At 71.1% G+C, this 13,481-nt stretch carries 15 protein-coding genes; 7 read left to right on the forward strand and 8 right to left on the reverse strand.

The genetic code is table 11. The features are described from left to right. The first annotated feature begins 108 nt into the window (after positions 1 to 108). A complete protein-coding gene (locus OG736_RS18405) occupies positions 109 to 471 on the forward strand; it encodes a four-helix bundle copper-binding protein (protein WP_020128538.1) in 363 nt (120 codons plus the stop codon). A 68-nt stretch (positions 472 to 539) separates the two neighbouring features. On the opposite strand, the gene OG736_RS18410 is transcribed toward OG736_RS18405, so the two are convergent. Further along, positions 540 to 1,820 carry an LCP family protein gene (locus OG736_RS18410; protein WP_327183412.1) on the reverse strand — a complete coding sequence of 427 codons (1,281 nt, stop codon included), beginning with the start codon at positions 1,818 to 1,820 and terminating at the stop codon, positions 540 to 542. Between the two features lie 120 nt (positions 1,821 to 1,940). On the opposite strand from OG736_RS18410, the gene OG736_RS18415 reads away from it, so the two are divergent. Then, on the forward strand, positions 1,941 to 2,501 hold the full coding sequence (locus OG736_RS18415) for an acyl-CoA thioesterase (RefSeq protein ID WP_327183413.1): 561 nt from the start codon (positions 1,941 to 1,943) through the stop codon (positions 2,499 to 2,501). A gap of 166 nt (positions 2,502 to 2,667) precedes the next feature. Here the strand turns inward: OG736_RS18415 and OG736_RS18420 are convergent, their stop codons facing one another. Continuing rightward, positions 2,668 to 3,825 carry an acyl-CoA dehydrogenase family protein gene (locus tag OG736_RS18420; RefSeq protein WP_020128535.1) on the reverse strand — a complete coding sequence of 386 codons (1,158 nt, stop codon included), beginning with the start codon at positions 3,823 to 3,825 and terminating at the stop codon, positions 2,668 to 2,670. A gap of 198 nt (positions 3,826 to 4,023) precedes the next feature. On the opposite strand from OG736_RS18420, the gene OG736_RS18425 reads away from it, so the two are divergent. Then, on the forward strand, positions 4,024 to 5,367 hold the full coding sequence (locus OG736_RS18425) for a UDP-glucose dehydrogenase family protein (RefSeq protein ID WP_327183414.1): 1,344 nt from the start codon (positions 4,024 to 4,026) through the stop codon (positions 5,365 to 5,367). Between the two features lie 147 nt (positions 5,368 to 5,514). Here the strand turns inward: OG736_RS18425 and OG736_RS18430 are convergent, their stop codons facing one another. Further along, positions 5,515 to 6,042 carry a CGNR zinc finger domain-containing protein gene (locus OG736_RS18430; protein WP_327183415.1) on the reverse strand — a complete coding sequence of 176 codons (528 nt, stop codon included), beginning with the start codon at positions 6,040 to 6,042 and terminating at the stop codon, positions 5,515 to 5,517. Positions 6,043 to 6,135: 93 nt separating this feature from the next. Between OG736_RS18430 and OG736_RS18435 the strand changes: the two genes are divergently transcribed. Both OG736_RS18435 and OG736_RS18440 read left to right on the forward strand, forming a co-directional pair. Further along, entirely contained in the window at positions 6,136 to 6,495 is a 360-nt protein-coding gene (locus OG736_RS18435) for a VOC family protein (RefSeq protein WP_327183416.1), read from the forward strand. Between the two features lie 155 nt (positions 6,496 to 6,650). Continuing rightward, positions 6,651 to 7,049, forward strand: coding sequence for a VOC family protein (locus OG736_RS18440; protein ID WP_327183417.1), 399 nt, complete (start codon positions 6,651 to 6,653; stop codon positions 7,047 to 7,049). A gap of 48 nt (positions 7,050 to 7,097) precedes the next feature. Here the strand turns inward: OG736_RS18440 and OG736_RS18445 are convergent, their stop codons facing one another. Further along, positions 7,098 to 8,261: a dipeptidase gene (locus OG736_RS18445; protein ID WP_327183418.1), complete on the reverse strand. Its 1,164-nt coding sequence runs from the start codon at positions 8,259 to 8,261 to the stop codon at positions 7,098 to 7,100. A gap of 104 nt (positions 8,262 to 8,365) precedes the next feature. Continuing rightward, positions 8,366 to 8,725 (reverse strand): MerR family transcriptional regulator, encoded by a 360-nt coding sequence (locus tag OG736_RS18450; protein ID WP_327183419.1) that lies wholly within the window; start codon positions 8,723 to 8,725, stop codon positions 8,366 to 8,368. A gap of 62 nt (positions 8,726 to 8,787) precedes the next feature. Here OG736_RS18450 and OG736_RS18455 point away from each other — a divergent pair, with 62 nt between their 5' ends. After that, positions 8,788 to 9,927 carry an alkene reductase gene (locus OG736_RS18455; RefSeq protein WP_327183420.1) on the forward strand — a complete coding sequence of 380 codons (1,140 nt, stop codon included), beginning with the start codon at positions 8,788 to 8,790 and terminating at the stop codon, positions 9,925 to 9,927. Here the strand turns inward: OG736_RS18455 and OG736_RS18460 are convergent. From OG736_RS18460 to OG736_RS18470, 3 genes are read right to left on the reverse strand one after another with little or no spacing between them, the layout of a single operon-like run. Further along, a complete protein-coding gene (locus tag OG736_RS18460) occupies positions 9,876 to 11,054 on the reverse strand; it encodes a dipeptidase (protein ID WP_327183421.1) in 1,179 nt (392 codons plus the stop codon). The genes OG736_RS18455 and OG736_RS18460 overlap by 52 nt on opposite strands. A gap of 5 nt (positions 11,055 to 11,059) precedes the next feature. Then, positions 11,060 to 11,581: a 5-(carboxyamino)imidazole ribonucleotide mutase gene (gene purE / locus OG736_RS18465; RefSeq protein WP_327183422.1), complete on the reverse strand. Its 522-nt coding sequence runs from the start codon at positions 11,579 to 11,581 to the stop codon at positions 11,060 to 11,062. Continuing rightward, a complete protein-coding gene (locus OG736_RS18470; protein WP_327183423.1) occupies positions 11,578 to 12,750 on the reverse strand; it encodes a 5-(carboxyamino)imidazole ribonucleotide synthase in 1,173 nt (390 codons plus the stop codon). Before OG736_RS18470 ends, purE begins: the two co-directional genes overlap by 4 nt. 198 nt (positions 12,751 to 12,948) lie before the next feature. Between OG736_RS18470 and OG736_RS18475 the strand changes: the two genes are divergently transcribed. Beyond that, positions 12,949 to 13,464: a GtrA family protein gene (locus OG736_RS18475; RefSeq protein WP_327183424.1), complete on the forward strand. Its 516-nt coding sequence runs from the start codon at positions 12,949 to 12,951 to the stop codon at positions 13,462 to 13,464. The last annotated feature ends 17 nt before the right edge of the window (positions 13,465 to 13,481 follow it).

Genomic DNA, 13,481 nt, shown 5'->3' on the forward strand with positions numbered 1-13,481 from the left:
AAACGTACGGAACGGAGCCGTCCGCCCGATGGCGCGGGGCACGTGGGAGGCGTACGACGGAAGGGCACGCACGGGGCCCGCCGGGCCCCCTCACCCCCAGGAGGAGCCATGACCCAGCCCGGAACCATGACCGCCATGAGCAAGGAGATGCAGGACTGCGTCGAGGCGTGCATGTCCTGCCACAGCATGTGCGAGGAGACCATGAGCTCCTGCATGCAGATGGGCGGCCAGGCCCAGATGCAGATCATGCGCGCGCTCATGGACTGCTCGGAGACGACCCGCATGTGCGCCGACATGATGATGCGGCGCTCGCCCATGTCGGCCGAGATGTGCGCGATGTGCGCGAAGGCGTGCGACATGTGCGCCGAGGCGTGTATGGCCATGCCGGACGATCCGCAGATGATGCGCTGCGCGGAGTCCTGTCGCCGCTGCGCCGAGATGTGCCGCACGATGGCGGGCGCCACCATGTGACCCGTCGTCCGCACGCACTCAGGGGCACCCTGTGTGGTGCCCCTGGGTGATACCGCCGTGCGGCCGGCTCAGTTGCCCGAGACGGTGACCTTCTCGTCGTTCTTCAGCTGGCTGACCAGCGTCTTCACCTTCGCCTTGTCCCAGACGAGGTTGCCGCCGGTGGAACCGGAGATGGGCATGTTCATCGACTTGCCGTCACCGCTGTTGACGCCCTTCATTGCGAAGAACATCGACCCCAGGTCGTACAGGCCCATGTCCTTGTCCACGATCAGGGTGTCCAGGCCCGCGCTCATGGTCGGGTAGAGCTTGAAGGGGTTGAGGACCGTGCCCGGGGTGGCCACCTGGTTGGCGAGGGCCGCGAGGAACTTCTGCTGGTTCTTCGTACGGTCCAGGTCGGAGCCCGCGAGCGCGTACCGGGTGCGGACGAACGCGAGGGCCTCCTCGCCGTTCAGGGTCTGCTTGCCCTTCTTGAAGTCGGCGCCCGACTTGGTGTCCTTGATGTCCTGCGGGATGTCGATCTCGACGCCGCCGACCGAGTCCACGATGTTCGCGAAGCCGGCGAAGCCGATCTCCACGTAGTGGTCGATGCGCAGGCCGGTGTTGAACTCGACCGTGCGCACCAGCAGCTCCGGCCCGTCCTCGGCGTAGGCGGCGTTCAGCTTCACGTGCCGGCCGGTGCCCTTGTAGGTCTTGCCGGACTCGGAGCCCACGAACGTCGGGATCTCCACGTCGGAGTCGCGCGGGAGCGAGATCAGCGTGTCGCCGTTGGAGCCGGTGTGCAGGATCATCATCGAGTCCGTGCGCTTGCCCTCGGCGGAACCGGTGTGCAGTTCCTTCTTCTCCTCGGCGGACATGCCCTCACGGCTGTCGGAGCCGACGATCAGGTAGTTCGTGCCCTCGCCCGCCTCGGGCCGGTCGATGACCTTCGACAGGTCGACCTCGCGGTTCAGCTTGCCGTCGGCCCAGAAGTACGTGCCCACCGACGTCACGACCAGCACCGTCAGGACGGTGATCGCCGTCCACTTGATGCGGCGGCGCCAGTTCGGCGCGGGACGCGGAGCGCGGGTGCCGAGGCCACCCGGACCGCCGGAGTCGCCGCCGCCCCCGTAGACCTCGCCCGAGCTGTAGCCGCTGTCGTAGCCGGTGTTCTGGGCGTTCGTGTAGTCGCCGTATCCCTGGCCGTTGACGTACGACGGCTGCGGCGGGACTCCGGCGCCCTGCGGCGGCGCGGCGGGGCCGCGGCGGACCTGCCGCATGACACGCGGGCTCTCGGGCTGCGCGTTCGCGCTGCCGCCGCCGTACCGGTTGCCGCGGTCACTGTCGGACCATCCCTCGGGCCAATCGTTCATGCGGACCAGTGTGCAGGGCAGGGCTGTGTGCCGTACAAGGGCCGTCGGAGAATCAGGGCCCCGCTGTTGCCAAGCTGACACAAAGTCCCGGGTTGTCCCCGTCGGCATAAGGTGGAGGACATGACAGACCAGGCCACCGCGGCGGACTCGGGCACCACCCCGGACATCCCGGGCAAGCCCACATCCGCCTCCCGCACCACCCTCAGCCACATCATGAGCCACAACGACACCAACCTGCTGGGGACGGTGCACGGCGGCGTGATCATGAAACTCGTGGACGACGCGGCGGGCGCGGTGGCCGGACGGCACTCCGGCGGCCCCGCCGTCACCGCGTCCATGGACGAGATGGCCTTCCTCGAGCCGGTCCGCGTCGGCGACCTCGTCCATGTGAAGGCGCAGGTCAACTGGACCGGCCGGACGTCGATGGAGGTCGGCGTCCGGGTCCTGGCCGAACGCTGGAACGAGTCCGCCCCGCCCACCCAGGTCGGCTCGGCCTATCTGGTCTTCGCCGCCGTCGACGCCGACGGCAAGCCGCGCGTGGTCCCCCCGGTCCTCCCGGAGACGGAACGCGACAAGAGGCGGTACCAGGAGGCCCAGATCCGCCGCACCCACCGGCTGGCCCGGCGCCGGGCGATCAGGGAACTGCGCGAGCGCCGCGTCGCGGAGGGGCTCGAGGACTGAGCAGGCGCTTCACCCGCCCGCCCCGGCATGATCGGCTTCACGGTGAGGAACCGCACGCCGACTTCGTCTCCGTGTCTCCGTGTCTCCGTGTCTCCGTGGAGGGCTGAAAGCAGCGGAGGGTGCCCGGTTCCCCCGGGCACCCTCCGGCCGTCGGCTCGGCGACCGGTTACGGCAGGTTCCTCGCCATGACGATGCGCTGGACCTGGTTCGTGCCCTCATAGATCTGGGTGATCTTCGCGTCGCGCATCATCCGCTCCACCGGGTAGTCCCGGGTGTAGCCGTAGCCGCCGAGGAGCTGGACCGCGTCCGTGGTGACCTCCATCGCCACGTCCGAGGCGAAGCACTTCGCGGCCGCGCCCTGGAAGGTGAGGTCGGCGTCCAGTCGCTCGGACTTGGCCGCCGCCGCGTACGTCAGCTGACGGGCGGCCTCGATCTTCATGGCCATGTCGGCGAGCATGAACTGGATGCCCTGGAAGTCGGCGATCGCCTTGCCGAACTGCTTGCGCTCCTGGACGTAGCCCTTGGCGTAGTCGAAGGCGCCCTGGGCGACGCCCAGCGCCTGCGCGGCGATCGTGATGCGGGTGTGGTCCAGGGTCTTCATCGCGGTCAGGAAGCCCGTGCCCTCCTCGCCGATCATGCGGTCGGCCGGGATCCGGACGTTGTCGAAATAGACCTCGCGGGTCGGGGAGCCCTTGATGCCCAGCTTCTTCTCCGGGGCGCCGAAGGAGACACCCGGGTCGGACTTCTCCACGACGAAGGCCGAGATGCCCTTCGAGCGCTTCGTCGGGTCCGTCACGGCCATCACCGTGTAGTACTCGGAGACACCCGCGTTGGTGATCCAGCGCTTCACGCCGTTCAGGATCCAGTGGTCGCCGTCCCGGACCGCCTTGGTCTTCATGCCGGCCGCGTCCGAGCCCGCGTCCGGCTCGGAGAGGGCGTACGAGAACATCGCGTCGCCCTTGGCGAGCGGCGTCAGGTACTTCTTCTTCAGGTCCTCGGAGCCCGACAGGATCACCGGCAGGGAGCCGAGCTTGTTCACCGCGGGGATCAGCGAGGAGGACACACAGGCCCGCGCGACCTCCTCGATCACGATCACCGTGGCGAGGGCGTCCGCACCCGCGCCGCCGTACGACTCGGGGACGTGTACCGCGTGCAGGTCGCTCGCCACCAGCGCGTCCAGCGCCTCCTGCGGGAAGCGAGCCTCCTCGTCCACCGCGGCGGCGTACGGCGCGATCTTCGCCTCGGACAGCGAGCGGATGGCGTCGCGGAGCATGTCGTGCTCCTCGGACGGGCGGTACAGGTCGAAGTCAGCCGATCCGGCCAAGGTGTCTCACGCTCCAAAACGCTACGGTCACCGACGCTAATTACCGTTAAGTAACTCAAATTTTAGAGGTCCACCCACCCGAGTGATACGTGAGTTTGGCGACAGGGTGCCTTCTTGTGACAACTGCCCGGTGAGGGGAGCCGACACGCCCCGACTATGCTCGGGCGCGCAGCGACGGCATCCCCACCTGGAGCATTCATGGCCCTCAAGATCACCGTGATCGGCACCGGCTATCTCGGCGCCACGCACGCCGCGGCCATGGCCGAGCTGGGTTTCGAGGTACTCGCTCTCGATGTCGTGCGCGAGAAGATCGAGATGCTGGAACGCGGCGAGACCCCCATGTACGAGCCGGGGCTCGAGGAGCTGCTGCGCCGGCACGTCCCCGGGTTCGAGGGGTCCAGCGGACGGCTGCGCTTCACCCAGGACTGGGCCGAGGTGGGGGCCTTCGGCGACGTCCACTTCGTGTGCGTCAACACCCCGCAGAAGCACGGTGAGTACGCGTGCGACATGTCGTACGTCGAGTCCGCCATGGGCTCCCTCGCGCCGCATCTGGCGCGGCCCGCGCTCGTCGTCGGCAAGTCCACCGTGCCGGTGGGTTCCGCCGACCGGCTGGCCCGGACGATCGCCGAGCTGGCGCCCGCCGGTGCGGACGCCGAGCTCGCCTGGAACCCGGAGTTCCTGCGCGAGGGGTTCGCGGTCCAGGACACCCTGCACCCGGACCGCATCGTCGTCGGGGTGCGCAGCGAGCGGGCCGAGGCGCTGCTGCGGCAGGTGTACGAGACGCCTATCGGCGAGGGTTCGCCGTTCGTCGTCACCGACTTCCCCACCGCCGAGCTGGTGAAGACCTCCGCGAACTCCTTCCTCGCCACCAAGATCTCCTTCATCAACGCCATGGCGGAGGTGTGCGAGGCCGCCGACGGCGATGTCGCCAAGCTGGCCGAGGCCATCGGCTACGACGACCGGATCGGCAAGAAGTTCCTGCGGGCGGGGATCGGGTTCGGCGGCGGCTGCCTGCCCAAGGACATCCGGGCCTTCATGGCCCGTGCCGGTGAGCTCGGCGCCGACCAGGCGCTGACCTTCCTGCGCGAGATCGACTCCATCAACATGCGTCAGCGCGGTCAGATGGTCGAGCTGGCCCGGCAGGCGCTGGGCGGCGGGTCCTTCCTGGGCAAGCGGATCGGCGTGCTCGGCGCCACCTTCAAGCCCGACTCCGACGACGTACGGGACTCGCCCGCCCTCAACGTCGCCGGTCAGATCCATCTCCAGGGCGGGCAGGTCACGGTGTACGACCCGAAGGGCATGGCCAACGCCCGCCGGGTCTTCCCGACGCTCGCGTACGCGGACTCGGCGCTGGAGGCCGTCCGGGGCGCGGACGCCGTACTGCACCTCACCGAGTGGCAGGAGTTCCGCGAGCTCGACCCGGCGCAGCTCGGGGAGGTCGCGACGACCCGGCTGATCCTCGACGGACGCAACGCGCTCGACCCGGTCCTGTGGCGCAAGGCCGGATGGACGTACCGGGCGATGGGCCGCCCGACCGCATAAGCACAGGAACAAGCACGGGCGCGGGCACCGCCACACGCGGGGCGCGGGCCGAGGCCTACGGAGCGACGCCGGTTCGGCCGAGGCTCAGTCGGCCGAACCGGCGTCTTGCTGCATTCTGCACCACCGGCCTGTGCCCCTGCCGGTGAACTACTTCGCCCGGTACCGGCGCATCTTCGCGCGCGCCCCGCACACCTGCATCGAGCACCAGCGCCCGCGGCCCGCCGGACTGCGGTCGTAGTACGCCCAGTGGCAGGTGACGGCCTCGCAGGCCTTCAGCCGGGTCCAGGTGCCCGCGATCAGCGCCTCCGCCACCGCGGCGGCCGTACGGGAGAGCAGCGAGGCCGCGCCGGCGGCGGCGAGGCGGGCGGAGCCGTCGTGCTCGTCGATCGTCACCAGCAGGGGCGCCGACGCCAGCAGCTCGCCCAACGGGGTCACCTCGCGGTGCGGCGGATGTCCCGCGTGGGCCAGCAGAGCCGCGCGCAGGGACTCGCGCAGCTCACGGGCGCGCGCCACCTCGCCCACGGCGTCCCCGGCGGCGTCGGTGTTCTCCGGCAGCCCGAAGCGGGCCCGGCCCTCCGCCGTGTCCAGCGCGTCCGCGCCCGACTCGAGGTCCAGCGTGTTCACCAGGGACTCGACCAGGGCCAGGCTCCCGGGCGCCGCCGATCGGTCATTCATGCTTGCGACGTTACCGCCAATGCGGGAGCATGCAGTAACCGTTACTGGTTACCCGGCTATAGGGGTAACCCATCCGATCGCCAGGAGGAAGGCATGGCTCTCGCCAAGCTGGGTGTCGTCGTTCTGGACTGTCCCGACCCGGGCGCACTGGCCGGTTTCTACGCCGAGGTGCTGGGCGGCACCGTCGAGGGCGAGGGGGACTGGGTCGACGTGAAGGTGCCCGGTGGTCAGTCGCTGGCCTTCCAGGCCGCCGCCGGGTTCGTACCGCCCGCCTGGCCCGCGCCCGAGCAGTCGCAGCAGTTCCATCTGGACCTGACCGTCGACGACCTGGACGCGGCCGAGCGGGGCGTGCTGGCGCTGGGCGCGAAGCCGCTGGACGCGGAGGACCGCTCGCGCGGCTGGCGTGTGTACGCGGATCCGGCCGGGCACCCGTTCTGCCTGTGCAGCTCCTGAGGCCCGCCCGACCACCGGAACCCCGCACGACCGATGACGCAGCACGACCGCTGAGGCAGCACGACCGCTGAGGCGGCACAGACGCTGAAGCCGCACGACCGCTGAAACCGTACGACTGTCGACGCCCCGTACCGCGCTCGAGCCAGGAGGATTCCATGCCGCCCGTCGCCCGCTTCCGTTCCGTCGTCCTCGACTGTCCCGACCCGCGCGCGCTCGCCGACTTCTACGCGGCGGTCGTGGGCGGCACGCCCGAGGCCGAGGACGGCGAGGACGACTGGGTCGTCCTGCGCGTCCCCGGCGGTCCCCGGATCGCGTTCCAGCAGGTCGAGGGGTACACCCCGCCGGAGTGGCCGCGCGCCGACCGCAATCCGCAGCAGTTCCACCTCGACCTCGACGGCGGCGCCACCTGGGCGGAGATCGACGCGGCCCACGAGCGGGTGCTGGCGCTGGGCGCGCGGCCGCTGGACCTGGAGGACAGGGAGAAGAAGGACTTCCAGGTGTACGCCGATCCGGCGGGGCATCCGTTCTGCCTGTGCCGGATCGAGCACCCGTAGCGGTTCTGCCCGGCCGGCGGCCTGCCCGCCCTGCCCTGCCCTGCGGGCCTATCCGTCCAGTTCCGCGATCCTCACCGTCGACGGCTCCCTGCGGTCCTGGGCCGCTCGGGCCGTGAAGTCGGCGGTGCGCAGGACGCGCTGCACGTTGCCCCAGGTCAGCAGGGCGATGTCGGTCTCCGGCCAGCCCCGGCGGAGCAGCTCGGCGATCAGGTGCGGATAGCCGGAGGCGTCGGCGAGGCCCTGCGGGTGGGCGGCGCCGGAGTCGTAGAGGCCGGACAGGCCGACGCAGGCCGGGCCGGCGATCGCGCGGACGTGGTCGAGGTGGTCGGCCACGTCCCGGAGGCCGGGGCCGGTCTGCTCGGCGGTCAGAGGTACCAGGCAGAGTCCCCTGGCCTCGCCCAGCCCGGCGAGCAGTTCGTCGGACAGGTTGGCGGGGTGGGGGCGCAGCGCGCGGGCGGCGGAGCGGGTGCACAGGACCGGCGTCCTGGAGAGCGTGAGGACGCGGGCGACGGTGAGGTCGGAGGCGCCGGAGAGGTCGGCGAGCACGCCGAGCCGGTTCATCTCGCGCACGACCTCCTCGCCGAACCGGGTCAGCCCCGCTTCGCCCCCCGTCCAGGAGGTGCCGGTGAGGGTGAGGACGCGCAGCCCGAGGGAGTGCAGCACGCGCAGGATGCCCAGGGAGTCGTCGAGCGCCGCGGCCGCGGCCGGGCCCAGGACGACGGCGACGCGGCCGCAGTGGCGGGCGTCGATGATCTGCCCGGCGCTGCGGGCGAGCCGCAGTCCTTCGGGGTGGGCGGCGATCACCGACCGGACGAGGTCCAGCTGCTCCAGGGTGGCCCCGAGGGCCCGGTCGGCGACGAGGCCCTCGGGCAGGTGCAGCGACCACAGCAGCGCGCCGACGTTTCCCCGGCGCAGGCGGGGCACGTCCGTGTCGACGGCGCTCTCGCCGAGCTGGAGGTCGTAGCAGGGCAGGTGCCGCAGGGCCGAGGGCAGTCCGCTGTAGCCGTCGGCGACCGGGTGCGCGGCGAGGAGCGCGCGGGCGCGCTCCAGCGGGGTGCTCTCGGGCTCCTGGGCGGCCTGGACGGCCTCGGTGTCCTCGGCGGCCTCCTCGGCCGTGAGCGGCGCGTACGGGCTGAACGGGGCGGCCTGCGCCTCGTCGTCGAGCTCACCGACCTCGGGAAGGGTGTGCGGCTCGTCATGGAGGTCGGCCATGGCGGTCTCCGTACGTCGATCAGCAGTACGGTCACCGTCGCACGGCGGACGGCCGGCTTCCTGGTGGACGGGGCGTTCGGGGTACGGACGCCCCGACGCCCCGGTCAGGTGCCCTCGGCCACCTGGATCACCTCGTCCAGGGTCTCCCGGGAGCGGACCAGGTCGGCGATGGTGCGGTCGATGCGGTCGCGCTCCGCGGTGAGATCGGCGACCAGCCGGGGGGTGGCGACGGCCGAGGGGCCTCCGTCGGAGTCCCGCATGCACGGCAGCAGCTGGGCGATCTTGGTGCTGTGCAGCCCGGCCGCGAACAGCTCCTGGATGAGCACGACCCGGTCGACGGCCCGCTCCGGGTAGTCCCGGTGGCCGCCGGGGGTGCGGTCGGCGGCCAGCAGCCCCTGGGCCTCGTAGTAGCGCAGGGAGCGCTCGCTGACGTTCGTGCGCCGCGCCAGTTCACCGATCCGCATTGGCCGCCCCCGGTCCGGAAGGACTTGAATCTGACATCAGTGTCAGCTTTTACGGTACCGCCATGACACCGACCAAGGACACCCCGTTCCGGCTGGGAGGGCTCGCTCTCCCCCACCGTCTCGTCATGGCCCCTCTGACCCGCAACCGCGCCGCCGCCGACGGCACGCCGGGCGACCTCATGGTCGAGTACTACGCCCAGCGCGCCTCCGCCGGCCTGATCATCGCCGAGGCCGCCACGCCCAACGCGGTCGGACAGACGTATCCGAACATCACCGCGATCCACCGGCCCGAGCACGTGGCCGGATGGCGGCGGGTGACCGACGCCGTACGGGACGCGGGCGGGCGGATGTTCCTCCAGCTCCAGCACGGCGGGCGGGTGAGCCATCCGGCGACCAGCGGGCTGACGCCGGTCGCCCCCTCCCCCGTCCCGTTGCCGGAGACGATCTTCACGCCGGGCGGTCACCGGCCCGCCGTCACGCCCCGGGAGATGGACCGGGACGACATCCGCGCCACCGTCGCCGACTTCGCCTCGGCCGCCCGCAACGCGCTCGACGCCGGGTTCGAGGGCGTGGAGGTGCACGCCGCCAACGGTCACCTGCTGCACCAGTTCCTGGCCGGCAACACCAACCACCGCACCGACGCCTACGGCGGCTCGGTCGCCCGGCGGATCCGGTTCGCGGCGGAGGTGGTGGAGGCGGTCGCCGCGGAGATCGGCGCGGAGCGGGTGGGTGTACGGATCTCGCCCGGCGTCACCTTCAACGGCATCGACGAGGACGACGCCGAGACGGCGGAGCTCTACCCGGCGCTCGTCGAGCGGCTGAAGGGTCTCGGGCTCGCGTATCTGCACGTGGTGTACGCCGACCCGGACGGGCCGCTGTTCCGCCGGATCCGGGCCGAGTGGCCGGGGACGCTCGTCGCCAACCCCGTGCTGACGGAGCTCACCACGGACGCCGTCACCCGCGCGGTCGACCGGCTGCTCGCCGCCGGGGCCGACCTGGTCGCCCTCGGACGGCCGTTCCTGGCCAACCCCGACCTGGTCGCCCGGCTGCGGCAGGGCGCCCCGCTGAACCCACTGCGGGACCGCTACCTGATGTACGTGGGCGGGGCGGTCGGCTACACCGACTACCCCGCCCTGACCGACGGGCCGGCTCAGCCGTCCAGCGACTCGATCGTCGCGTGGGAGGGCGACCGGGTGGCCTGAAGGTCGCGGGCCACGTCCTCCGCCGCGCCGAGTACGCGTACCGCGTTCTGCCAGGTCAGCTTGGCGAGGTCCGGCCTGGACCAGCCTCGGTCGAGGAGCTCCGCGATCAGGTTGGGGTAGCCGGAGACGTCGTCGAGGCCGTCGGGGGTGAAGGCGGTGCCGTCGTAGTCGCCGCCGATGCCGAGGTGGTCGATGCCGGCGACCTCGCGCATGTGGTCGAGGTGGTCGGCGACCGTGGCGACGGTGGCGATCGGGCGGGGGTTCGTCTCCTCGAAGACCCGGTGGACCTTCATCGCCTCGGCCGTGGTGGCGAGGTGGTGGAAACCGTTCGCGCGCATGTTGTCGTCGGCGGCGGCCGTCCAGTCGACCGCCGCCTGGAGGACGAACTTCGGCACGAAGGTCACCATCGCCATGCCGCCGTTGGCGGAGAGGCGTCCGAGGACGTCGTCCGGGATGTTGCGGGGGTGGTCGCACACCGCTCGCGCGGAGGAGTGCGAGAAGATCACCGGCGCGGCCGTCGCGTCGAGCGCGTCCCGCATCGTCGTCGCCGCCACGTGCGAGAGGTCGACCAGCATGCCCTCGCGGTTCATCTCGCGCACGACCTCGCGGCCGAAGGCGGACAGGCCGCCGGCCTTGGGTTCGTCGGTCGCGGAGTCCGCCCAGTCCACGTTGTCGTTGTGGGTGAGCGTCATGTAGCGCACGCCGAGCGCGTACAGGCCGCGCAGGGTGCCGAGCGAGTTGGCGATGGAGTGGCCGCCCTCCGCCCCCATGAGCGAGGCGATACGGCCCTCCGCGCGCGCCGTCTCCATGTCCGCGGCCGTCAGCGCGGCGCGCAGGTCCCGCGGGTGGCGGGCGATGAGCCGCCGCACGCAGTCGATCTGCTCCAGCGTCGCCGGGACCGCGTCGGGCAGGTCCGCGCGCACGTACACCGACCAGTACTGCGCGCCGACCCCGCCCGCGCGCAGCCGGGGGATGTCGGTGTGCAGGTGGGCGTGCTGGTGGCCGGCGATGTCACGGGCGTCGAGGTCGTAGCGGACCTGCTCGCGCAGCGCCCAGGGCAGGTCGTTGTGGCCGTCGACGACGGGGAACTCGCGCAGGAGCTCGCGGGCCGCGTCCAGTGAGGTCATCTGCGTCACTTTCCGAAACCGAAGCCGTTCGAGCCCTCGACCTTGGCGCGCAGGCGCTTGCCCTTCTCGGTGGCCTGGTCGTTCAGCTCCTGCTGGAAGTCCCGCATGCGGGCCAGCAGCTCCTCGTCCTGGGTGGCGAGGATGCGGGCGGCCAGCAGACCGGCGTTGCGGGCGCCGCCCACCGAGACCGTGGCGACCGGGACGCCGGCCGGCATCTGCACGATCGACAGCAGGCTGTCCATGCCGTCCAGGTACTTCAGGGGCACGGGTACGCCGATCACCGGCAGCGGGGTCACGGAGGCGAGCATGCCGGGGAGGTGGGCGGCGCCGCCGGCGCCCGCGATGATCACCTTGAGCCCGCGCCCGTCCGCGTGCTCGCCGTACGCGACCATCTCGCGCGGCATGCGGTGCGCGGAGACGACGTCGACCTCGTACGCGATCTCGAACTCGTCGAGGGCCTGCGCGGCGGCCTCCATGACCGGCCAGTCGCTGTCCGACCCCATGACGATGCCTACAACAGGGCTCATTCGGTGATCGTGCCTCTCAGGTAACCGGCTGCGTGACGTGCGCGTTCGAGGACGTCGTCCAGGTCGTCGCCGTAGGTGTTGACGTGTCCGACCTTGCGGCCGGGCTTCACGTCCTTGCCGTACATGTGGATCTTCAGCTGGGGGTCGCGGGCCATGCAGTGCAGGTACGCGGAGTACATGTCCGGGTAGTCGCCGCCGAGGACGTTGACCATGACCGTCCACCTGGCGCGCGGACGCGGGTCGCCGAGGGGGAGGTCGAGGACGGCGCGGACGTGGTTGGCGAACTGCGAGGTGATCGCGCCGTCCATCGTCCAGTGGCCCGAGTTGTGCGGGCGCATCGCCAGTTCGTTGACCAGGACCCCGGGAGACCCGTCGGCGTGACGGATCTCGAAGAGCTCGACCGCGAGGTGGCCGACCACGTCCAGTTCCTTGGCGATGCGCAGGGCCATCTCCTCGGCGCGCAGGGCGAGGGCCCCGTCCAGGCCGGGCGCGGGCGCGATCACCGTGTCGCAGACCCCGCCCACCTGCTGCGACTCGACGACCGGGTACGCGACGGCCTGACCGTGCGGGGAGCGGACGACGTCGGCGGCGAGCTCGCGGACGTAGTCGACCTTCTCCTCCGCCAGGACGGGGACGCCGGCCCGGAAGGGGTCCGCCGCCTCCTCGACCGAGTCGACGACCCACACGCCCTTGCCGTCGTAGCCGCCGCGGACGGTCTTGAGGACCACCGGGAAGCCGTCGCCCTCGGCGCCCTCGGCCAGGCCTTCGGCGGCGAACGCGGCGACGTCGGCCGGGTCGGTCACGATCCTGTGCCGGGGGCACGGAACGCCGATCGCGTCGAGTCGCGCGCGCATCACCCCCTTGTCCTGGGCGTGCACCAGCGCGTCGGGGCCCGGGCGGACGGGGATGCCGTCCGCCTCCAGCGCCCTGAGGTGCTCGGTGGGTACGTGTTCGTGATCGAAGGTGATCACATCGCACCCGCGCGCGAACTCACGGAGCGTGTCGAGATCGCGATAGTCGCCGATGACGACATCGCTCACGACCTGCGCCGCGGAATCCAGTGGGGTGTCACTGAGGAGCTTGAATCTGATGCCGAGCGGGATGCCCGCCTCGTGTGTCATACGAGCGAGCTGGCCCCCGCCGACCATGCCGACTACCGGGAACGTCACGACCCCAGGGTATCGGCCACGCCACCGCGGCCGAATTCCGTGCCTCTTACCGGGACCTTTCCTGTCTCATACCGACCGTTTCCCCGCTTCTTCCCCGCTGGTCACGAGCCCGTGAGCCGGACCACAGGAAACCGACAAGAGTGGTGGTTAGCATGGCTGGGTTGACGAAACCGAACCCGGACGGGGGCCTGTACGACCATGGCGCATGGTTCCTCGGGGCTGAGGAGGGTCGTCCGCGAGCTCGCGAAGTTCGGAGCGGTGGGCGGCGCGGGGCTGCTGGTCAACCTCGGAGTCTTCAACCTCGTCCGGCATCTCACCGACCTTCAGGTGGTGCGGGCCAGTGTCATAGCGACGGTCGTGGCCATCGCCTTCAACTACGTGGGGTTCCGCTACTTCACCTACCGTGACCGCGACAAGAGCGGGCGGACGAAGGAAATGACGCTGTTCCTGCTGTTCAGCGCGGTGGGACTGGTGATCGAGAACGGTCTGCTGTTCGCGGCGACGTACGGCTTCGGCTGGGACAGCCCGATCCAGAGCAATGTGTTCAAGTTCGTCGGCATCGGGATCGCGACGCTGTTCCGGTTCTGGTCGTACCGGACGTGGGTGTTCCGGGCGCTGCCGGCGAAGGAGGCCGTGGCCGGCGCCGAGTCGTTCCTGACGGTGGCCGAGCAGTCCCGGGAGCCCGAGCCGAGGGCCGGGCAGCGCGTCGGCTGACCCTCGTACCCGACCGC

This window comes from Streptomyces sp. NBC_01334 (genome assembly GCF_035983595.1).
GTDB lineage: Bacteria > Actinomycetota > Actinomycetes > Streptomycetales > Streptomycetaceae > Streptomyces > Streptomyces coriariae.